General features: G+C 43.8%; 17 protein-coding genes. 10 read left to right on the forward strand and 7 right to left on the reverse strand.

Going from position 1 to position 21,444, the window contains the following annotated elements; translation table 11 throughout:
• Positions 1-49 precede the first annotated feature (49 nt).
• Positions 50-1,216: a ParM/StbA family protein gene (locus tag V7K30_RS06930; RefSeq protein ID WP_334998376.1), complete on the forward strand. Its 1,167-nt coding sequence runs from the start codon at positions 50-52 to the stop codon at positions 1,214-1,216.
• A 5-nt stretch (positions 1,217-1,221) separates the two neighbouring features.
• Positions 1,222-1,701: a plasmid segregation centromere-binding protein ParR gene (locus tag V7K30_RS06935; RefSeq protein ID WP_334998377.1), complete on the forward strand. Its 480-nt coding sequence runs from the start codon at positions 1,222-1,224 to the stop codon at positions 1,699-1,701.
• Positions 1,702-1,933: 232 nt separating this feature from the next.
• On the opposite strand, the gene V7K30_RS06940 is transcribed toward V7K30_RS06935, so the two are convergent.
• Positions 1,934-2,443 (reverse strand): pentapeptide repeat-containing protein, encoded by a 510-nt coding sequence (locus tag V7K30_RS06940; protein ID WP_334998378.1) that lies wholly within the window; start codon positions 2,441-2,443, stop codon positions 1,934-1,936.
• Positions 2,444-2,618: 175 nt separating this feature from the next.
• Here V7K30_RS06940 and V7K30_RS06945 point away from each other — a divergent pair, with 175 nt between their 5' ends.
• Both V7K30_RS06945 and rdgB read left to right on the forward strand, forming a co-directional pair.
• The gene (locus V7K30_RS06945; RefSeq protein ID WP_334998379.1) at positions 2,619-4,058 is read left to right on the forward strand and encodes a phosphoglucomutase/phosphomannomutase family protein; all 1,440 of its coding nucleotides are present in this window, start codon (positions 2,619-2,621) and stop codon (positions 4,056-4,058) included.
• 216 nt (positions 4,059-4,274) lie between these two features.
• Positions 4,275-4,853, forward strand: a complete 579-nt coding sequence (gene rdgB / locus V7K30_RS06950; RefSeq protein ID WP_334998380.1) for an RdgB/HAM1 family non-canonical purine NTP pyrophosphatase — start codon at positions 4,275-4,277, stop codon at positions 4,851-4,853.
• Positions 4,854-4,971: 118 nt separating this feature from the next.
• Here rdgB and V7K30_RS06955 read toward each other — a convergent pair whose 3' ends face one another.
• The 3 genes from V7K30_RS06955 to thiD all read right to left on the reverse strand — a co-directional run bounded on the left by V7K30_RS06955 (position 4,972) and on the right by thiD (position 7,350).
• A complete protein-coding gene (locus V7K30_RS06955; RefSeq protein ID WP_012410794.1) occupies positions 4,972-5,310 on the reverse strand; it encodes a P-II family nitrogen regulator in 339 nt (112 codons plus the stop codon).
• A 354-nt stretch (positions 5,311-5,664) separates the two neighbouring features.
• A complete protein-coding gene (locus tag V7K30_RS06960; protein WP_334998381.1) occupies positions 5,665-6,273 on the reverse strand; it encodes a hypothetical protein in 609 nt (202 codons plus the stop codon).
• Between the two features lie 255 nt (positions 6,274-6,528).
• Entirely contained in the window at positions 6,529-7,350 is an 822-nt protein-coding gene (gene thiD, locus V7K30_RS06965; RefSeq protein ID WP_334998382.1) for a bifunctional hydroxymethylpyrimidine kinase/phosphomethylpyrimidine kinase, read from the reverse strand.
• Between the two features lie 130 nt (positions 7,351-7,480).
• On the opposite strand from thiD, the gene V7K30_RS06970 reads away from it, so the two are divergent.
• From V7K30_RS06970 to V7K30_RS06980, 3 genes are all read left to right on the forward strand, one after another.
• Positions 7,481-7,609, forward strand: coding sequence for a hypothetical protein (locus tag V7K30_RS06970; RefSeq protein WP_334998383.1), 129 nt, complete (start codon positions 7,481-7,483; stop codon positions 7,607-7,609).
• Positions 7,610-8,469: 860 nt separating this feature from the next.
• Entirely contained in the window at positions 8,470-10,893 is a 2,424-nt protein-coding gene (locus V7K30_RS06975; RefSeq protein WP_334998384.1) for a choice-of-anchor D domain-containing protein, read from the forward strand.
• A 379-nt stretch (positions 10,894-11,272) separates the two neighbouring features.
• Positions 11,273-11,422 carry a hypothetical protein gene (locus V7K30_RS06980; protein ID WP_334998385.1) on the forward strand — a complete coding sequence of 50 codons (150 nt, stop codon included), beginning with the start codon at positions 11,273-11,275 and terminating at the stop codon, positions 11,420-11,422.
• 73 nt (positions 11,423-11,495) lie between these two features.
• Here the strand turns inward: V7K30_RS06980 and V7K30_RS06985 are convergent, their stop codons facing one another.
• The gene (locus V7K30_RS06985) at positions 11,496-11,930 is read right to left on the reverse strand and encodes a hypothetical protein (RefSeq protein WP_334998386.1); all 435 of its coding nucleotides are present in this window, start codon (positions 11,928-11,930) and stop codon (positions 11,496-11,498) included.
• A gap of 120 nt (positions 11,931-12,050) precedes the next feature.
• Here V7K30_RS06985 and V7K30_RS06990 point away from each other — a divergent pair, with 120 nt between their 5' ends.
• Together V7K30_RS06990 and V7K30_RS06995 are read left to right on the forward strand one after the other, a co-directional pair.
• Positions 12,051-13,901, forward strand: a complete 1,851-nt coding sequence (locus tag V7K30_RS06990; RefSeq protein ID WP_334998387.1) for a S8 family peptidase — start codon at positions 12,051-12,053, stop codon at positions 13,899-13,901.
• Positions 13,902-14,110: 209 nt separating this feature from the next.
• Complete coding sequence (locus V7K30_RS06995) at positions 14,111-14,344, forward strand: hypothetical protein (protein WP_334998388.1); 234 nt, start codon at positions 14,111-14,113, stop codon at positions 14,342-14,344.
• On the opposite strand, the gene V7K30_RS07000 is transcribed toward V7K30_RS06995, so the two are convergent.
• Positions 14,331-14,654, reverse strand: coding sequence for a thioredoxin family protein (locus tag V7K30_RS07000; protein ID WP_334998389.1), 324 nt, complete (start codon positions 14,652-14,654; stop codon positions 14,331-14,333). The genes V7K30_RS06995 and V7K30_RS07000 overlap by 14 nt on opposite strands.
• A 1,841-nt stretch (positions 14,655-16,495) precedes the next feature.
• Here V7K30_RS07000 and hetF point away from each other — a divergent pair.
• Positions 16,496-19,012 (forward strand): cell division protein HetF, encoded by a 2,517-nt coding sequence (gene hetF, locus V7K30_RS07005; protein WP_334998390.1) that lies wholly within the window; start codon positions 16,496-16,498, stop codon positions 19,010-19,012.
• Between the two features lie 129 nt (positions 19,013-19,141).
• Here hetF and V7K30_RS07010 read toward each other — a convergent pair.
• A partial coding sequence (locus V7K30_RS07010) for a COR domain-containing protein (RefSeq protein WP_334998391.1) occupies positions 19,142-21,444 on the reverse strand: 2,303 nt, incomplete at its 5' end.

The following is a 21,444-nucleotide window of genomic DNA, read 5'->3' on the forward strand; positions in this document are numbered from 1 at the left end:
AAGATGAGCATGACAACTTTTTACAGTTAAGTTTGAACTAGGAGCTTTCATGACAGACCAACCTTCCGCTGCTACCCCAATCAATGCCGCTGCTATACCCATGAATAGGCAGCCGTTAGCATCGACGACTCCCATCAATGCTGGTAATAGTAATCCTTCCATTACCAAGCCAGGCGGTGGTTCCGGGAAAACCATTCTCAGTGTTGATTTAGGCAGAACTTCCACAAAAACTTGTGTGAGTCGCGAACCTGGCAATGTGGTGTTCGTACCTGCCAACGTGAAGCAGATGTCAATAGAACAAGTACGCGGTGGTGTTTTTGAAGCCAGGGCTACTGACCCCTTAATGGATTTGTGGCTGGAGTATCAAGGAAATGGATATGCTGTTGGTCAACTAGCAGCCGATTTTGGGGCGAATCTAGGAGTGGGCCAATCTAAAGTAGAGGCTGCACTGGTAAAAGTGTTAGCAAGTGCTGGCTACTTCAAACTCAGAGACGATATCTCAGTTGTACTAGGTCTGCCTTTTCTTTCCTTAGAGCAATTTGAAAAAGAAAAAGCCCAGTTGATTAGCCAAGTAGGTGGCCCTCATGTGTTGAACTTCCGAGGCGAATCTGTATCGCTGAACGTCAGTAAGGTATGGGTAATGCCAGAAGGCTACGGCAGCTTGCTGTGGTCTGAAGCTCAACCGAAGAAAAGTCCTGGCAGTCCCGATTTTACAAAAATATCGGTGGCGATCGTCGATATTGGACATCAAACCGTCGATCTTTTGATGGTAGATAACTTCCGTTTTGCCAGAGGTGCTTCTAAGAGCGAAGACTTTGGGATGAATAAGTTTTATGAATTGGTGTCCGCCGAAATTGAGGGAGCAGATAGTCAATCTCTAGCGCTGATTTCTGCTGTTAACAAACCCAGAGGTGAACGTTATTACCGTCCTAAAGGCGCTAGCAAGCCCACCAACCTAGATGATTTTCTTCCCAACCTCACGGAGATGTTTTCGCGCGAAATCTGTAGCCGTGTGCTAGCCTGGTTGCCAGAACGCGTCACTGATGTGATTCTCACTGGCGGGGGTGGTGAGTTCTTCTGGGATGACGTTCAACGTCTGCTCAAGGAAGCAAAGATTAATGCTCATTTAGCAGCACCTTCCCGACAGGCAAATGCTTTGGGGCAGTATATTTATGGAGAGGCACAATTATCCTCCAATCGCGCTGCTAGGGCATAAAGCTGATGTTCCAATGGTCAAAAAAGGTAGTTAAATCCGTCACGTTCAACCCAGAGCTTGCTGATGAAAGCTTGTTAGCGCAAGTAGAAAGTTATTTGGAAAAACAACCAGACAAGACTTTCAGTGACCTCTGTAAAGAAGCCTTGTGGCAGTCTTTATGTGTACCGGAATCTGTACAACCTGCTCCACAAACAGCAGCAACAACACCGATTGATCAACAAATTGGTGAACTGCAACGTCAAGTGGCTGGACTTGAGGAACGTTTTTTTGCCAAGGGATCTAATCGTTTGGAGGCGATGGAACACCATTTACTGCAACTTTCTCAACAAGTTGCACAACTGGCGCTCATGGTCAATGATCGATCATTCATTCAGTCTCCAAGTCAATTAGAAGTAGTAAATAATACTTCTTATACTGTTGCTACCCCTCCTCAAGAGGTTGACCCTGTAATCAGTCGCCTTAGTCAGTTTCTCGATGATTTTTAAGGAACAATCAGGTTTGTGAGCAGTTTTTGCTCTTCTCAACAATCCTTAATAGTATTAACTATTAAGGATTATTAATGTTTATATATATTTTTTAGAAATGCGATCGCGTCTAATCAAGTTTACAGAGCGATATTCATAAAATACTTTTTATAAATCATGTCTAATGTGAATTAAGAATTGAAAACCAATATTGCAAGCTCCTCTATTAGTTGAGCCTCAAGAAGCAGTTAATTTACCAATCATAGTCGGTGGTGTCGATAACAGTTCCGTCTTCCAAAGTCAACTCTATAGGCATACCAGTAAAATCGACGGTCTTGACATTTTTAGCTCCAGTCAGATCGGGACTAAATGCATCCCCAACTCTGATTACAGCATCAAACAAGTTAGCCCCTCTCATATTAGTACCATCCAACTCGGCCCACTCCAGCCAAGCTTCGGTCAAGTTAGCTCCACTCAGGTCGGTATTGGTGAGATTGCTATGGTTCAAAATAGCACGGGTCAAGTTGGCATTACTCAAGTTGGCTTCTTCCAAATTGACCCCTCTCAAGTCAGCCTGAGTCAAATCGGCACCACTGAGATTAATCCCGCTCAAATCGGAAGTGATTCCCTGGCGGTAGGGTTCGGCATAAGAACCAACGTCAAAGCGGCTGTGGACTCCACTAAGATTAGCTCCTTTGAGATCGACCCCGCTAAAATCTCTCTCCCCAGCAGCGTAACATCTAAGCAATTGTTTACCGTTCATAATTCACCTTTTGTATAAATTAATAAAAGAAATACACCCGATCGCACCTCTGCAATACACAAATTTGCTCACTTTTGTGTTGAATATTATTAGTGCATATTATTACTAGATTCTTTTTTTACTTTACACACTGTAGAAATGCTAAAATCCTCAAGTAGACAGTTAGGATACCTAGATGCCAGTTGTAACTAACTCAATCAAGTTTGGTACAGACGGCTGGCGGGGCATTATTGGTGACGAGTTCACCTTTGAACGCCTAGCCCTGGTCGCGCCAGTTGCCGCAAAAGTATTATATAATACATATTTTTCTACGGTGGGTAGCCGGACAATAATTGTCGGTTACGATCGCCGATTCATGGCCGAAGACTTTGCTCGTGCTGTTGCCGATACTGTCACCGCTATTGGATTTGATGTGCTACTGAGCGAAACCTATGCTCCAACCCCAGCTTATAGCTGGGCAGCAAAACAACTCAATGCTTTAGGGGCGCTGGTAATTACAGCTAGTCATAATCCGGGTACATATTTGGGTTTAAAAGTCAAGGGCTATTTTGGTGGGTCAGTACCGCCAGAAGTCACAAAAGAGATAGAAGCGCAGTTGTCGGTTGGAGTAGTACCACTAGCAGCTACCCCAGGCAAGCAAGAGAAATTCGATCCTTGGCCCAGTTATACAGAAGCACTAGAAGGTAAAGTTGATATCGCCAAAATTCGAGATGCGATCGCATCTGGCAAATTGACGTTATTTGCTGATGTCATGCATGGCGCGGCTGCTGGCGGATTGGCAAAACTACTAGGCAATCAGGTCAAAGAAATCAACTCAGAACGCGATCCCCTATTTGGTGGCGGTGCGCCGGAACCCTTACCTAAATACCTTTCAAAGTTATTTGAAGTCATCAAAGCTCACCGAGAAACCGATAAATCAGGTTTAACGGTGGGGTTGGTATTTGATGGAGACTGCGATCGCATTGCAGCAGTGGATGGAGAAGCCAACTTCCTAAGTTCCCAAGTATTAATCCCGATATTAATCGACCATTTAACCCTACGGCGCGGCTTTACGGGTGAAATAGTCAAAACTGTTAGTGGTTCCGACTTGATGCCCCTTGTAGCAAAACTACATAACCTGCCAGTCTTTGAGACAGCAGTTGGTTATAAATACATCGCTGACAGAATGTTAGTAGCAAAAGTGTTGCTGGGTGGGGAAGAGTCAGGAGGGATTGGTTATGGCAGCCACATTCCCGAACGCGATGCCCTGCTGTCAGCATTGTATGTGTTAGAGGCAATTGTAGAATCTGGTTTGGATTTAGGTGAATATTATCGCCAGTTGCAGAAGCAGACAGGGTTTACCTCAGCTTATGATCGCATTGATTTACCCTTAGCAAGTATGGAAGTGCGATCGCGTCTTTTGCAACAACTGCAAACCCAACCCTTAACGGAAATTGCAGGGTTAGCAGTAATTGATTGCCAAACAATTGACGGCTACAAATATCGCCTCGCTGATAAAAGCTGGTTAATGATTCGGTTTAGCGGTACTGAGCCAGTTTTACGCCTGTACTGCGAAGCTCCGACAATTGAGCAAGTGCATCAAACTCTTGCTTGGGCGAAACAGTGGGCGGAGTAAAATTAGTGAGGAGTTGAGAGTTAGGAGTTAGGAATTAGGGATTTCCAAGAAATAAATTATTCCATCTTCTGGGGTGGGCAACATTAGCGCCCGTAATCATGGGCGGGCCAGACGCCCACCCCACAATAAATAGTTGGATATTTTTTTATTTGGAAGTCCCTTAATAACTCATGACTCATCACTCCTAACTCCTAACTCCTAACTAATAATTCGTAATTGATGACATTACTCGTAGTAGCTACAGGAAATCCAGGTAAGTTGCGGGAAATGCAAGCTTACCTGACAAATTCTGGTTGGGAATTAACCCTTAAACCTGAAGAATTGGAAATTGAAGAGACGGGCGAAACTTTTGCCGCGAACGCTTGTCTGAAAGCGTCACAAATTGCTAAAGCCACAGGAAACTGGGCAATTGCTGATGATTCGGGCTTGCAAGTAGATGCCCTAAATGGCGCACCCGGAGTGTATTCTGCACGTTACGCCAAAACCGACTCAGAACGGATTGCTAGGGTATTGAGGGAATTAGGCAACGAAGTAAATCGGCAAGCTCAATTTGTTTGTGCAGTAGCGATCGCGGATCCTGATGGTGCGATCGTATTACAATCTGAAGGTGTTTGTCGCGGCGAAATTCTCCACGCACCTCGTGGTGATAGTGGTTTCGGCTACGACCCAATTTTTTATGTGCAAGAGTTGCAATTGACCTTTGCTGAGATGACACGGGAGTTGAAGGGGTCAATTAGCCATCGAGGCAAGGCTTTTACAGCTTTACTTCCGCAACTGGAGAGAGTTAGGAGTTAGAGACGCGATTAATCGCGTCTGTACAGGAGTTAGGAGTAGAGACGCGATTAATCGCGTCTGTTAATTCATTATTCCTGACTCACAACTCATAACTTTTAACTCTTAACTCCTAACTTTTTTAAACTGCTTCTGTGTTCTTTTCGCCAGTACGAATCCGAATCACTTGTTCAACAGGCGAGATGAAAATTTTACCATCGCCGATTTCACCAGTGCGGGCAGCAGCAATAATTTTGTCCACTACCATATCAACCTGATTATCGTCAACTACGATTTCCACTTTGAGTTTTTGCAGAAACTCAACGGTGTACTCAGAACCACGATACCGTTCAGTTTGGCCTTTCTGCCGTCCGAACCCCCGGACTTCAGAAACAGTCATGCCAACAATACCAGCGTTAACTAAGGCAATTTTTACCTCATCTAGCTTAAATGGGCGGATAATAGCTTCTACTTTTTTCATCTTTTTGACTCCTGAATTCTACTAGCTTCGTTTATATATCTAACCAGATCCGCTGTCTGAAGCTGTAACTAGCAGTGCTTTTCCTAAAAGATATGTAATAATTACCACTTTTTTAAAGTGTAGATGCTTTGCTTGAAGGTTTGGGACATGAGAACCAGCAAGGATTTATTAATTGGATAATCTTTGAGGTTCTGACATAAAGAAGTTGCTGTCAAGTTAGCATTTTATGTAGATTTTATAACTGAAAAGTAGATAAATTGCGCCATTTAGCAGATATGCTGAGATATTTAGAGAGTAATTGCAGACAAATTGCACGGTAGCCCAAAAGCCTGCTGCTGACTGTGGGAGTGTCAACTAACGTTTCTGATGTTCAAACAAGGGACGCACAACGAAATATCCAGCACTAAAGGCAGTAAGCATGATTAACAAGATAGTGATAATTAACCACCAGCCACTGACTCCCTTGGCATCTGGCTCAGTAGTGGAATAATAACTTACTTGTTGCTCTTCTATAAAAACTGGTTCTGGTATCGGGAAATTTATTTCCATTACAGGTGTAGAAAAGTCTTGGCGGCGGCTTTGTTTGGGTGGGGCTTTGGGGACAACAGGTGGAGATGGGCGAGAAACCTGCTGACGTGGACGCGCTTGGGTTACTGGCTGTTTGGCGGCACTTTTAACATCACCAGAAGCTTGGGTAGCTTGGTGATAACTAGGCGTAGTATGAGAATCCACAAAATTTTGCAAGCGAGAAAAAGACTCAACGACTTTGGTAATTTCTTGGCGTAGTAGTTGATTTTCTTGCGCTAATTGTTGATTTTGAGTGGTGAGTGCATTTAGCCTCGCCTGTGCTGCTTGCAACTCTGTTGACAATTCCCTGTATACAGATAGTGGTACAGAGGGAGGGTAGGCTTGAGTAGTCGGTGTTGGCGAATTCCTGTGAACAGAACCTATGGTTGTTCGCATCGGGGGCTTGGTATTAAAAATCAAGATAAGTAGATCGTACAGAGATGCTAACAGAGATAGTCAGCCCTGAAACTATGCCCAAGAATAATAGAAAAATGCCGAAAGGGCAAAGATTTCTGATTAAGGATTAGGGATTGGGGATTAGGTAAAAACCCTGCTACTCGTGGGCAGATTTCTTCAATCTTAAAGAAGGTTAAAACACCGCCTCTAGTGGGCAGATTTCTTCCCCAGTCCCCTTGATAACTGACCACGAGGTTAATTTCGTAACAATGGGAAGAAATGTCCTACAGGCCCTTGTCCTTCGCCAATATCTAGGGCGTAAGTAAGTGCATTAGTCACATACTCTTTTGCCTGTTGCACCGCCTGCCACAAGTCTTTTCCCTTAGCCAGATTAGCAGCGATCGCAGCCGATAGTGTACAACCAGTACCGTGCGTATTTTTTGTATTTACTTGCTTTGTAGTCAAAACTTCCAACTTGTCCCCATCAAACCAGATATCAACGCCACGCAAATCTCCCTGCATACCTCCGCCCTTGACTAAAACAGCCTTCGTTTGTAAAGTCTTGTGAATAATTTCAGCCGCGGCTTGCATATCCTCCAAGGAAATGATTTGTAAACCGCTCAAAATTTGGGCTTCATAGCGATTGGGCGTGATCATAACCGCCTTGGGAATCAGGGCATGGCAAAGAGTCTTCACAGCATCATCATCAATCAATTGTGCTCCTGTACGTGACACCATTACTGGATCAACTACTAGATTATCGATTTGTAAAGCTTCTACCTGCTGGGCAACAGCAAAGATAATTTCCTGATTGAGCAACATTCCCGTTTTGGCAGCTTGTACGCCAATATCCTCAACTACTGCCTGAATTTGCGCCACAACAGCCTCTGTTGGCATGGCATCAACCCTACTCACACCTAGAGTGTTTTGTGCCGTGACGCAGGTTATAGCGCTAGTACCGTGGACACAGTGAAAAGCAAAGGTGCGTAAATCAGCTTGAATTCCTGCACCGCCACCGCTATCTGAACCAGCAATGGTTAAAGCAACGGGTATTTTAGAGTTTATTTCAGTGTTCATATTATGAAGATTAAGTCAGTTGGCGCAATCAAACCAAACTATCTCAAAGATTGATCAACTAGGCTAAAACCCTCTTCCCTCCTGCCCGATCGCAACAACAAAGATTTATGGCAACCTACTTACTGGCGAGATGGTAGTTGATTGGCGACGCCGAATACCCCGCCGTACCCTTCTCTACGGGACGCCAGGGGCGAACGGGATCTTGTTTGGCGTAGCGGATGCACCAGAAGGCATCGCTTCTTTAAAAATTTTTAGATAAACTTCATTAAATCCTCGCACAAAGCGCTCTCCATCCCGTATCACTCTGGAAATTAACAGGACTGCACCACGACACTTCCATAAACTTTCCGCTATTGCTGTAAAAAAAAATACTATATTCAGAATATTCACTGATATCAAGTGCTATTTGTAAAGGTTAGTTTTAATTAAGTTCACAAGGCTCAGTTACACCGCTTACAACAGGTTCAACTAAGTTGTTATATTAGTCCCCTTAAGTTAAGGGGTCAACCTACTAAACTTTCAACCAATTCAACTTTGACAACTGTAACTTTAAGTCCCCAGTTATTAGCCTGGGGTGTATTTTAACATGCCGATTTGGCAACCTCCTGACCTAAGACAACGGACAAAGTTTAGAGCAATTACTATGCCAATTTATGATCCATCGTATCGAACATAGCAGATAGTAAAGCTGGTTTGCAAAGAGCAGCGATGTCTACGACGGGCTATTCGGCGTCGCGGCTGCTACAGATGAAGATACGATTCAATTCAATTCCAGTCTTGGCAACCATAAGATGTCTAACAACAAGCCCAGAAAAGAGAGGAAACGTCTCCAGCTTTGCGCTGCCTTGTCTGTGCATTAATCGTCCGATCACCCTCAATAAAATACTGACGATTGACAGTATCGACATCCCTAGTTTAACCATCAACGGTTAACAGGAGAAAAATTTTCAGTTTTACTACAGCGTTTCTATAACCGATGCGATTTCAAGTCGCGATCGGACAGATGTGACTGTCCTGAAAAGTCCAGACAGATGATCCATTCAAATAACTACTTAGCAACTGAGGAAAGTTGCTGAGAGTGTACTACCAATTCCCCTTACACACATTCGGACTAAACCTATGGCTGGCAAAACATACTACGTTTCTGGAACAGGCAATGATAAAAATAATGGCTTGAAAGAGGATCAAGCATTTCGCACCCTTCAAACAGCTGCAAACTTGGTGCAGGCAGGTGATACTGTCTACGTTATGAATGGTACTTACGAGCAGAGTCAATACCCTGGCAACCCAATCCTTGGTATCAATCAAAAACACGGCACAGAGGCGGCACCAATCACATTCGCTGCCTATCCTGGTGATAATCCTCTGCTCAAATCGACCAATTTCAATGCTATCGGTATCACAGGCTCTTCCTACATCGTGATCGAAGGTTTGACACTTGTTGGAGCTAATGATCAAATTACTCTAGAGTATGCACAATCTCAGAAGGAAAACAAAAACAATGCACTGACAAATGGAAACGGCATTAACGCATCACCTGACTCTTCGGGTCAGCATTCCGATCACCTTGTTTTTCGAGATAATAATATCTCCAAGTTCCCCGGCGGCGGAATCGCAACAACAGAAGCAGATTATATCACTGTTGAGAACAACATCGTATCTGAATGTGGGTGGTATTCTTTGTATGGGACGCAAGGAATTTCGTTACTTAGAAACTATAATTCAGATAATAATACCAGCATATATAAAAATATTATTCAAGGAAACATTACGCACGACAATTACAATTACATTCCTTGGATTACAGCAGGAGTTGTCACCGAAGGACATGGCATTATGATTGATAGTGGAAAGGCTCTAAGTTTAGATGGAGAGGCTTATACTGGGAAAACATTAATTGCTGATAACATCTCTTATAAGAATGGTGGAGCGGGTATCCAGGTGTTTAACAGTGCTAATGTAGATGTAGTCAACAACACAACTTACCAAAACTCACAACACCCTGACTTAAGAGATACTGGTGAAATTTTTATCAATCAAGCAACTAATACACAAGTGTTGAATAACATCATGTATGCCAAAAAAGATGGTTATTCATATGTTGTAACTAGTTCCTCAGAAGAAATCACAGCTGATCATAATTTGATTTACAACACTGATCAGTACTACAAAACAGGAACTAATTTTATTTTGGGTAAAGATCCGTTGTTGGTTAATCCAGCGAATGGTGACTTTAGCCTCAAACCAGGAAGTCCGGCGATCGATACTGGTTCCAATGCCTTCAATAGCATCACTAAAAACATTCCCCAGGATGGCGATGGTAATGGCATCGCAGTGATTGATATTGGTGCATACGAAGCCCCCCGCAGCACCATCGCTACTCCAGAAATTCAAGTTCTTAATGGCACAGTTGATATTGCAGATGAAAGCACCACCGCCATTAACTTTGGCGAGACCACTGTTGGTAACACCCTGACCAAAACCTTTACTATTAAGAACACCGGTATAGCCACACTCAACCTGAGTAACCTCAAACTTCCCAACGGATTTAGTTTGGTTGGAACTGTTCCAGCTAGCGTGGCTGTTAATGCTTCCACAACCATATCGGTGGTACTCAATACCACTACACCCGGCACCTATAGTGGCAGCTTCAGTTTAAACAACAACGATAGTAACGAAAGCCCCTTTAACTTTGCTATTAGTGGCACAGTTAAACCCGCTCCTGCTCCAGAAATTCAAGTTCTCAATGGCACAGCTAATATTACAGATGGCAGCACCACTGCTATTTACTTTGGCAACACCAGTGCTGGTAACACCCTGACCAAAACCTTTACTATTAAGAACACAGGTACAGCCGCACTCAATCTGAGTAATCTCAAACTTCCCAACGCATTTAGTTTGGTCGGTACTCTTCCAGCTAGCGTGGCTGTTAATGGTTCCACCACTATATCGGTGGCACTCAATACCCTTACACCTGGCGACTATGGTGGTAGCTTCAGTTTAAACAACAACGATACTAACGAAAGCACCTTTGACTTTGCTATTAGTGGCACAGTTAGACCCGCTCCTGCGATCATCGGTACTTCAGGAAATGACCAACTTGGGGGAGGCGACCCAGACGATAATATCTGGGGACAAGATGGTAATGATCGGCTTTACGGTAATGGTGGCAATGACTCGCTTTACGGTAATAACGGTAACGATACCCTGTTCGGCGGTCTTGGCGATGACCAACTCTTAGGAGGTGCAGGCAACGACTGGCTTTACGGTGGTAAAGGCAATGATGTACTGACTGGGGGCTATGGTGCTGACACCTTTGTATTGGCTCGTGGTGAGGGTACGGACTCCATTACTGACTTTGAAGTGGGTAGGGACAAGCTTGGGTTGTCAAGTGGTCTCCAGTTTGGTCAATTGTTGATACAGCAACAAGGAAGTCAAGCTTTCCTTGTGAATAGTTCTGACAATCAAGTGCTGGCGAAGTTGGATGGGGTTAGTGCGGCAACACTCTTGGCTCAGGCTTCTACGACTTTTATGACTATTTAATTGTGTTTTCCGATGACCAAGACTCGTCACAGCGGGTATAGGTGTGTAGGGGAATAACTAAAGTGAAAAGATTTGGTATTGAGCAACTAAACCGCGTCCACCTTGAAAATTGTAGTTCTTTCCGTATCAACAGAAAAAACCCTCATCCCCCAGCCCCTTCTCCCAATATTGGGAGAAGGAGAGCCGGAAACAAATCCCTCTCCCAATTTGGGAGAGGGATTTAGGGTGAGGGCAAAAACTATGGTTCTCAACATAGATGAGGTTTAAATTCATTTTATGGGGTTTCTCTACACTTTAATTCCTGTCAAGTGGCTGCAACTTCTATTCATTCGATCTGAGAACTTGAAACTTCCAGATAAAAACTCTGCTATAGTCCAGCTTGAGGAAGGAATTTGCTTCTGGCGATCGCAGATATGACATAGTGACAGCCACTCAAACTGCCACCACCCATGAGCGCACACATGATACTCCAAACAATACAGCTTCTTCATCAATGATCGCTCCACTGGAAACGCTCATTTATCCTTGAAGTCACTTTTAGATCGCTTTATAGCTTATCAAGACAATACTTGAGGTCTGGTGTAGCTCAAATCATCATATAATTACTGATTTGGTTGCGATCGCAAGTCTTGTAATGCCGAGAGCAAATACTTACCCCATTCTGCTGCCAAAGGGATTTCTGTAAATGGAACCCGCACTGAATCGGTAGATTCGGAAAATAGAAATTCTAACTCTATAGAACGACCTTTTTCCGGCAGGTTTTCTAAATCTGCTTCTTTGTCATCTACTAAAAGATAGATTCGCTTTACATCAAGCAAAGAGAATGTTTCTAGCTGAATTGGCCCTTTAGGCGTGGGTTTTCCCCAAGTTAGATTGTTGCCCTTTTGAGCTAATACCGAATAAATATCGTACTTAGCCCGTTCAAATTGCTCTGCCCAAGCGCGATAGGCTTCGACTTTTTGATACTCCTTCGAGCCTTGCCAAGCCAACCAGAAAAACATTACTAATAGGGGCAACCACAAAAGACCACGTTCCATTGTTTAAAAAAGTCCTGAATCCTGAGTGAAACTTGTAACTAAAAGTGCAAAATCTACCAATAAAGGATGCAGATAAGTTATGGTAGTGAGCAAACGGGCAAAAAGCGGTGATGAGTTAATATGAGAAAGCTTATATTATGGTGCTTGTTTGTCATTGGGCTGGGATCTGCCATATTTGGTTTCCTTAATTTGCAGGGACTGGCAGCTAAAGGAGAGTTTGAGACGATTTTGCTTGATTTTCGGGAAGATATTCCATCACTTGTGATGCAAGAGAATCTGCAAGCGATCGCCAAACAATACAACGTTACACCCCAATTAGACAACAAGTTTTCTAAAAAAGATAATGTGTATATTGTCAAAGGCGATCGCCAGCGACTCCAAGAACTGAAAAAATCTCAATTTGCCCAAGCTACAGAATTCATTGAACCAAATTATATCTACAGGAAGATTCCACAACCAGGTAAACCTGCAAGGCTTGGAGAATTTTTGGCACCCCAAGAAGATGATCAAGCAAGTCCCTCATTAACTGGCCCCAATGACCAATATTACAGCAAGCAGTGGAACTTGCACAAAATTGGCATTGAAGGCGCATGGAGTCAAACCAAAGGCAGCGGCGTCACAGTTGCGGTAATTGACAGCGGGATTACCAAGGTTCGCGACTTGTATGAGACAAAATTCGTCAAAGGCTATGATTTTGTTAACGATCGAGAAGAAGCCACAGACGATAACGGCCACGGTACTCATGTTGCCGGAACCATTGCCCAAGCCACAAATAACAAATATGGCGTAGCTGGAATTGCCTATGAAGCCAGTCTGATGCCGCTGAAGGTACTCAGTTCATATGGTGGTGGTACCGTTGCCGATATTGCCGAAGCGATTAAATTTGCTGCTGATAAAGGCGCAGATGTGATTAATATGAGCTTGGGCGGTAGCGGTGAAAGCAAGTTGATGAAAGAAGCGATCGAGTATGCCCATAGAAAAGGTGTAGTTATCATTGCGGCAGCAGGGAATGAAAACACCAATGGAGCAAGCTATCCAGCCCGCTATCCCTACGTCATCGGCGTTTCGGCTATTGGTCCAGATGGCGAAAGAGCGCCCTATTCTAACTTTGGTGCTGGGGTAGATATATCTGCTCCTGGTGGTAGTGAAGCTGGTAAGATTCTGCAAGAAACTATCGACGAAAAGGGTGAAGGGGTATTTCTGGGCTTCCAGGGTACAAGCATGGCTTCTCCTCACGTTGCTGGTGTTGCGGCATTAATCAAAGCTGCTGGCATCAAAGAACCAGATGAAGTGTTAAAAGTCCTCAAGCAGTCGGCACGAGTTATCCAGGATGATGGTTTGAACTATTATGGTGCTGGACAACTCAATGCAGAAGCAGCAGTAAAACTAGCCTTTGGGGGACAAATAAGTTTCCCAGATTTCTTTCGATGGTTACGGGATAGCGGCTATCTTAACCCCGGCTTTTGGATTGATGGTGGTGCAGTAGCACTCATACCCAAGGTTTTAATGGTAGTTGGTTCCTATCTGCTGGCTTGGTTTTTACGGGTTTACTTCCCCTTCACTTGGAGTTGGTCTTTATCTAGTGGCTTAATTGCTGGCAGTTCTGGGTTATTCTTCCTCAAGGGAATCTATATTTTTGATCTTCCCCAATGGCCTTTCCGGGTTTTGGGCAGTTCAATTCCCGAACTAGGCAATACCCTCCAGGGAACCGATGCGTTGAATCCCCTGTTTGCTAGCGTACTGATTCCCATTGTATTAATGGCATTGCTGCTGGGACATCCTAGTTGGAAATGGTTTGCCATTGGTTCAACCTTAGGTGTAGCAGCGTGCTTAACTATAAGTGCGTTTTTCGATCCGGCAGTTTGGGGATTGGGAAGCGGTAACTTAGCACGCCTCTTCCTCATTGCCAATGCCCTAATCTGTTATGGACTGGCTCGTTTAGCATTGCAAAACGAAGAAAAAACAGCATAAATAAATATGGGGAATAGGGCATTGGGCATTGGGCATGGGGCATGGGGCATGGGGCATGGGGTATGGGAAATGAATTTTTATAACTCCTAACTCCTAACTCCTAACTCCTAACTCCTAACTCCCTACTCCCTACTCCCTACTCCCTACTCCCTACTCCCTACTCCCCCACTCAGCACTCAGCACTCAGCACTCAGCACTCAGCACTGTTTATGAGCATTACACTTACAGGTTCAATCCAACACCGTGATATTGGCACAGGCGCATGGGCGTTAGTCACAGAAGAGGGCGTTACTTACGAAATCCTCAGAGGGGCTGACAAAGACTTACTCAAAGCCGGACAAAAAGCAAAAGTTAAAGGACAGGTGCGTGAAGATATCATGACAACTGCCATGATTGGCCCTGTCTTGGAGGTCAAATCTTTTGAGGTAATTAGTTCTGATTAGCAGTGGAATTCAGAACCTCTTGAAGACGGCTTCTAAACTCCCCTTTGGGATGACCTCCTTTTACCTCACCCATAATCTGAAATTCCCCTTCTGGAGAATTGCAGATTATGTAAGTAGGCCATCCCATTTCTGATTTATCGGGATACTGAGTTAATAAAATCTTGCGATATTTGCGGTAAGCAGCCGTATCCTGCATTTTTACATCGATAAATTCTAAACCCAGTTCTTCAGCCACTTTTTTGTCATAAAAAGACATTTTGTGGCAGATGCCGCACTCTTCTGAAGAGAACTTAATTACAGCTAAACTCATGGGTTGGCGACTCTTTGATTCTAGGCAAAGTTTTTTAGCATAATGCTATGAAATATTACCATATAGCTAGTCATTAGTGTCAACTTCAGGCTGAAACACTGATCCAGTATCTTTTCCTCCTTCCCTACTAAAAGCAGGGAAGGCAATTTTTTGGGAGGTTGAGCCTTCAGTACTGCATTTCCAGGCTGAACCTGAGAATGAGAAATATGATCTAGTCGGCGAGGAATCTCTGAGATGAAGTTGACAGCATGATTGCTAGCAGACAAAGAGTTAAAGGTCAAAATGTAGAAAAAAAATTAAGAATATGATTAAATATCATAGCAATCATTTTGAAGTGGCATCTCTAGCTCACAATAAAAAGAAAGCGATTCAGGGATTGCGTGATCAGGTTATGCTCTATCCTGGCAACAGGACGATCTTCAAGGTCTACCAGCAGTAGCAACAAGAGTAGTGGTGCACTCTCCAGCTATGTGGGCAGGAAATGCGAGGGCGATGTCTAAGACAAGCTACTACGCGTCTACGCCAAAAAAAAACCCCCAGTGAGCGTTAGCCAACCAGGGGAGTTAGTTATCAGGGTGCATCTACCAATTAAATGTTCTAGGTTTAACCACCATAATCCGGATAATTTTGTACAAAGGTCAGTTATTTTTTTAAATAAAAAAACCCCAGTTGGTGTTAGCCTACCAGGGGAGTGAGTTATCAGGGTGCATCTACCAATTAAATGTTCTAGGGACAGCCAGTATCTTCCGGAGAAAATGAACTAAATCAGGGTTGATGGCGATGTCTACGACGGGCTATCGGCGTCGCAACTAGAAAAAACCCCCAGCGGGTGTTAGCCAACTAGGGGAGTGAGTTATCAGGGTGCATCTACCAATAATGTTTTCTAAAGTAAATGGGTAGCTACCGGATAAATTAGCAGAGGTTGAAGTTGTTACTGTTTGTTTATCAGAGAAAAACCTCAGAGGGGTTAGTTATCAGGACAAACCTGCCAATTAGATAACGGGTGCGCTGCCTTAAAAAATGGGTGTGTCAGGGATGATTGCTGTTTTAGGACTTATGCACAAGAGATCCCCAAACCCCTGAAAAAGTTGGCTCTTAGAGTTACCCCTCTTTTTCAGGGGAGCCAGTGCCTTGCTCTTGGCGTAACGGTAGCAATGTAGGAACGCACAGGGTAGGAAATACTGAAAGGGTTCTCCGACTCTTAAAGCTTGCTAGCAAGAGAAGAGCGTCTTTGAACAAGAGAAGCAACTGGCGTAGGCTTATTCAGATATAGGTTTCAGGTTTTCAGTGCGGAAGTTTTGTACTTATTGAGTAATAAAAAAACCCCCAGTGGGTTTTAGCCAACCAGGGGAGCTAGTTATCAGGGTGCATCTACCAATTAAATGTTCTAGGTTTAACCACCATGCTCCGGATAAATTTATTAGAAAATTGATTGTTGTCGTGTGTCAAAAAAAACCAGAGTGGATATTAACTGAATTAGGGTAGTTAAAGATCAAGGTACATCCATCTATTAATCAAGTATTCTAGGGTTAAGCACTATTTTCTGGTAAAGAATATCTGCGTCAGAAGTTGCTGTTGTTTGCCAAAATTGAAAAAAACCCCCAGTGGGTGTTAGCCAACTAGGGGAGTTGAAGATCAAGGTGCATCTACCAATTAAGTGTTCTAGACCCAAGTAATCCGATCCGGATAAAGTTGTAAAGGCAAAAAAAGCAAAACAACTAGAAACAACTAGAATCAGAAACATTCAGGGGTGGGATGCATCTAACTTATCAGAGGGAGCGAAAAATCGACTTGAAACTTTCGCGTTTCAAACCAGATTTAGGAGGCGGACAGGAGAAACTGTGACCCAGGAATTCCATATCTCGGTAACTCCTGTAGGGCAAAATGACTACTTGGTGCGGACGGAAGAAGTCGCGCCTGGGGTGCCATTGGCAGAAGAACTGGTGACTTGGCCTGTAGCTGATTGGTTGATCGCTGCTGGACATTTGATGAATGATCCGTTGAAGTCGGTGTTGCAGGGAGATATATTTGTCTCTGGCGGGAATGAAAGCGACATCGCCAGAAACTCTGTTAACTTGGTGGCGTTGGGTCAACAATTTTATAACGCCCTATTTAAAGGCACTCTCAGAGATAGTTGGATTACTGCCCAAGGTATTGCCCAGAACCACCAACAAGTACTACGCTTACGCTTGGGGCTAAAAGACACTAGGTTAGCTCGTCTGCCTTGGGAAGTGATGCACGCAGGCGATCGCCCTCTGGCTACTGGGCCTTATGTGGCTTTTTCTCGTTTCCAAAGTGGAATTTTGGGGGCTTCCCCTTTGCGATCGCTGCGGGGGGCTACGCCTACGCAAAATATGCCTACACCACTAGAACAAGGTGGTGTGAAAGTATTGATGGTAATTGCTTCCCCCTCAGATCAAGTCCGTCTTGACTTACTCAAACAGGAAGCTATCAAACTGCAAGCTGAACTTCACCGTCAAACATCACGACTGGCTGAAGGTAGCAATCGTTTCCCAGAAATTGACCTCACTGTGCTAGACCAACCAGGACGGGAAGAACTGACGCAAGCTCTAGAACAAGGCAGATATCATGTTCTCCACTACTCTGGTCATAGTAACTTCGGTGCCAATGGTGGAGAAATTTATCTTGCTAGTCGCAGAACTGGCTTAACGGAAATCTTGACTGGGGACGATTTGGCAGGTTTGCTCGTCAACAATAACATCCAAATGGCAGTGTTTAACTCCTGCTTGGGGGCGTACACAGCTGCGTCTGATGCCTCTGGAGATACTGGCGAACGGAATCTGGCAGAAAGTCTGGTGAAGCGCGGAATCAGAAGCGTTTTGGCGATGTCAGAACGGATTCCTGATGAAGTGGCGTTGACGCTTACACAATTGTTTTACCGCAACTTGAGTCAGGGATATCCAGTAGATTTGTGTGTCAGTCGGGTGCGCCAAGGATTAATTTCTGCCTATGGTTCTCACCAGATGTACTGGGCATTACCGATTTTATATCTCCAGCGAGAATTTGACGGTTTCTTGAGCCAGGAAACTGGGTTATCCGAAAGTGCGGAGTCGCTGAATCAGTATAGTTCGCCTTTAGGGGCAACTTCCACGATGTATTCTGCTATGGCCGATGATACCGAGATGCCTTTAGGAATGGAGGAAATGATTCCTTCTGGTTTGGCGCGTGACTCTTCTGGGTTGGACTGGCTAGGTGAAGATACTTGGGGCGATCTAGTTGATGAAATTGAGTATGATGACCCAAGCTATGCAGAAGATTCTGCTATAGTTTCGGATTTGTTTCGTCAGCTAGATAACCAAAAAGCTCCAACTGAACTGGATCAACAAATTCGCGAAAATAGTCTTCAGCAAAGGCAGGTTTCAGAGGAAATGACTTCTTCGGAAGAGGAAGCAGATTTGTGGGGAGAAGCCCCAGCACCGCCACCTCAAGCTGCTGGAAACTTTGAAGGAAATTGGCAAAATTCTGCTGATTTTTTGCGCTCGCAACCAGCCCCACCGAGACCTTTTACCCGACGCCGCAAGCTATGGCCGATTGTGGGGATTGTGGGAATCAGTGCGTTAGCAGCTGCGATCGGTTTAAATTGGTGGTGGCAAAATCGACCCCAAGCAATGCCTAAAATACCAGCAATTCCCACCCAGTCTCTACCCATTCAAAAGCAGCAAAATATCGATTTAGAAACAGCAGCGACTGGAATTGTCACCGCCACCGCTACGGAAAAATTGAGCCAGAGCGACTTGCAAGGTGGGTTATTGGCTGTAGAAGAATTACTCAATCGTGGCGCACTTGCTGCGGCTGATACTGCCCTGAAACTGATTCCAAATAAACAAGCTGACGATCCATCTGTCAACTTTTACAAGGGACGATTAGCGTGGCAGTCTATCCAAACTGGAGACAATAACTATAGCGTCGATGATGCCCGCCGTTACTGGGAAACTGCTGCAAAAGCTAAACCAGAATCGCTTTTGTATAATAATGCTTTAGGATTTGCCTACTACGCAGAAGGCAATCTAAATCGAGGTAATGACTCTTGGTTCAAGGCTTTGAATTTAGCTCTCAAAGAACAGAACACAGACTCAACATCTACAAAGACAGCAGTGCCTCAGGATGCTTTAACTTCCTATGCTGGTTTAGCTCTCGGACTGTATAAATCTGCACTTAGTCAGCATGATGGCAAACAGACACAATATCTCAATGAAGCGATCAAGTTGCGGCAAATGGTTCTCAAGTCTGATCCAGTAAATTTCCAGGTAGATAAATTAGCTAAAAATTGGCTGTGGACGGAGAAGGCGATCGCAGATTGGCGATCGCTCCTTCAGGAAAAAGGTGAACAACAGTAGAAGGAATCTGGAGTCAGGAGTTATGTAACTCTGAATGAAAACAGAAATTTACCATTCAAGTTTCTAGTAAAACAAGCTAGTATTTGGGCGGTAAATTTTACTTTTCAGCCTGATTAAATTACCATATCTTCAACCATCTATAAAGCCCTTGGTGGCTGCTATGACAATGCTGACAGCAGGATGATCAACTGCTTTTTCCAGAGCTTCTGATCCTGCTTCTTTCAGGGCATTGACAATTCGAGCTTTCAGTGTTGGCTGCCGTTCTATTTCCTCTACTGCTTTGACGCCAACAATCGCAGTACTAGAATATTCCTGTGACAGGTGATTTAAAAGTTCTTTAATATCTTTTGCAGCTTGTGCCAAGTTTTGCGAGTTGTTGATTTGAGTGCCAATTTTATCACGCATGACTTTATCGCCACCAATGTTATCTCCTAAGCCGTATTGATTTACTGTTGACATCGAATTATTTTCCTTTTGACGAGTTTTATTTTGTTCTTGAATTTGATTTAGGTTGATATATATATTAGATGGTATTTGCGGAGATAGAGAAGAATTCACTTCAACCCATGACTGCTCTACAAACAACCTATCTTTACCCCGATCTATCACATCATCAATTAAGCTCAAAACATTCGCTTTTTCATAGCTAATATCACATTCAACATCATATTTTTGTTTAGCAAAGCGATTTTTTAAATTTTCAAAGTTATAAAAGTGTGGCTCTTGGTTATCTTTGCAAGTGATACAATTACAGGGGATTAACTTGTTGTACTTTAGTCGATTATATGAGTCATGAATTTTATCTAGTTCATGTGTAACTATGGTCATCAAATCTCTTTTGTGACGACCTGAAACTCGAATCTTAATCTCCCGCTTGCCGTAATATTCAATCACTTCTGCTCTCGTCTGGTCTTTGCTAAGAACAACGCCGCTTTTCCAGACACATTGTTGTTCATTTATCAACTCATGCATGACAACAATGAACTGGGTGATGATGCCTTTGGGCATAAAGTCGTAAGTGTAACGCAGAATCAGGTTGTCGGTTTGATTCCAGTTATACGAAGGTTGATTAGCAGATAACAGTTGTGGGGCAATATACTTTCCTTTACTTTTAGGAATTTCGTAGCACAGCTTAAAGTTGATCATCAGACGCAATAGTTCATCATGCATCGTGGCATATTCGTCTTCACACCAGATGTTTACCAAGTCAGACTGGGTGAAACTGCCCAGCTTGCCAATCACTTTTTCATTATCCAGCACTTTGTAGACTGCATTAGTTCCCCACTTGGGTTTGAGGATGACAGTCTTGTTCAAAAGTGGGTCTTCCTGAAAGTGCAAGCATACTCCCAAATCGTGCAGATAGTTGCTCAACTGCAACTTGTCATTTCTTTGGGTGAACCCATTTTTTTGGCAGATGTTCAGGTATTCATCCAAGCCGATGTAATCGCGTGCGTTACTCTCCAAAGCTTTCCGGACTCTAACCCAGCTTTTTGGGAGAGGACTGCCAATATGGGGCAGGCTTTTAACGTAATGCTTGATTTTATCTAAAACTTGTTCTAAACCTGTGTTGGTAGCAAGGTTTGTGGGTAAAGTCTCCTTCAAATTAGTAAACTGCCCCCGTAACTGGAGTTCATTAATCTCCCGGTGGCGGTTTTGCTTCTCATTTTTGATGATTAGCAGCGGACTGTTATCGCTCAACAGTTCTACGACATTTAGCCAGTAATAAAAATCCGTGTCTTCCTTGCGGGTATCTGCCACCAAAACATAGAGTGAACGCTTGGTGAGGAAAAACTGGTGAGTAGCATGGTAAATCTCTTGTCCCCCAAAGTCCCAAATATTGACTCGAAATTTTCGCTCATTTGTCATTGGAAAACTCCACTGGATAACCTCAATTCCCTTGGTATAGTCTTCCTCTTGGAGTTGATAATTTTGGTCTTTAATTTTCTTCGCCAGTGTTGTCTTCCCTGCTCCTCCTTCGCCGACTATTAGTAACTTTGCTTCATACAGATAATCTGTGCCTTCTACTTTGAGTTGCCGGAGATAATCCTTAATCGCCTTAATACCTTTTGCAACAACTTCTGGCGGTGGCTTTTCGATGGAGTTGCCTGTTAAATTCAGGGAAGTGAGTTGTTCCAGGCGGGCGATCGCTTCTGGCAGTGTCGTTAATTGGTTACGGCTTAAATCCAAGGAAGTGAGTTGTTCCAGGCGGGCGATCGCTTCTGGCAGCCTCCTTAATTGGTTGTTGCTTAAATCGAGGAAGGTGAGTTTTTGCAGACTGGCAAGCGCTTCTGGCAGCGTCGTTAATTGGTTAAAGCTTAAATCCAGGGAGGTGAGTTCTTGCAGACTGGCAAGCGCTTCTGGCAGCGTCGTTAATTGGTTAAAGCTTAAATCCAGGGAGGTGAGTTCTTGCAGACTGGCAAGCGCTTCTGGCA

This window comes from Nostoc sp. (assembly GCF_036917655.1).
Lineage (GTDB): Bacteria > Cyanobacteriota > Cyanobacteriia > Cyanobacteriales > Nostocaceae > Nostoc.

Bases quoted from the DNA above. Each gene is read 5' to 3' on its own strand.
- V7K30_RS06940 (WP_334998378.1), bottom strand. From the start codon at position 2,443: ATGAACGGTAAACAATTGCTTAGATGTTACGCTGCTGGGGAGAGAGAT.
- V7K30_RS06955 (WP_012410794.1), bottom strand. From the start codon at position 5,310: ATGAAAAAAGTAGAAGCTATTATCCGCCCATTTAAGCTAGATGAGGTA.
- V7K30_RS06990 (WP_334998387.1), top strand. From the start codon at position 12,051: ATGAGAAAGCTTATATTATGGTGCTTGTTTGTCATTGGGCTGGGATCT.
- V7K30_RS06960 (WP_334998381.1), bottom strand. From the start codon at position 6,273: ATGCGAACAACCATAGGTTCTGTTCACAGGAATTCGCCAACACCGACT.
- V7K30_RS06970 (WP_334998383.1), top strand. From the start codon at position 7,481: ATGGTAGTTGATTGGCGACGCCGAATACCCCGCCGTACCCTTCTCTAC.
- thiD (WP_334998382.1), bottom strand. From the start codon at position 7,350: ATGAACACTGAAATAAACTCTAAAATACCCGTTGCTTTAACCATTGCT.
- V7K30_RS06930 (WP_334998376.1), top strand. From the start codon at position 50: ATGACAGACCAACCTTCCGCTGCTACCCCAATCAATGCCGCTGCTATA.
- V7K30_RS06945 (WP_334998379.1), top strand. From the start codon at position 2,619: ATGCCAGTTGTAACTAACTCAATCAAGTTTGGTACAGACGGCTGGCGG.
- V7K30_RS06975 (WP_334998384.1), top strand. From the start codon at position 8,470: ATGGCTGGCAAAACATACTACGTTTCTGGAACAGGCAATGATAAAAAT.
- V7K30_RS06985 (WP_334998386.1), bottom strand. From the start codon at position 11,930: ATGGAACGTGGTCTTTTGTGGTTGCCCCTATTAGTAATGTTTTTCTGG.
- V7K30_RS07000 (WP_334998389.1), bottom strand. From the start codon at position 14,654: ATGAGTTTAGCTGTAATTAAGTTCTCTTCAGAAGAGTGCGGCATCTGC.
- V7K30_RS06935 (WP_334998377.1), top strand. From the start codon at position 1,222: ATGTTCCAATGGTCAAAAAAGGTAGTTAAATCCGTCACGTTCAACCCA.
- V7K30_RS06995 (WP_334998388.1), top strand. From the start codon at position 14,111: ATGAGCATTACACTTACAGGTTCAATCCAACACCGTGATATTGGCACA.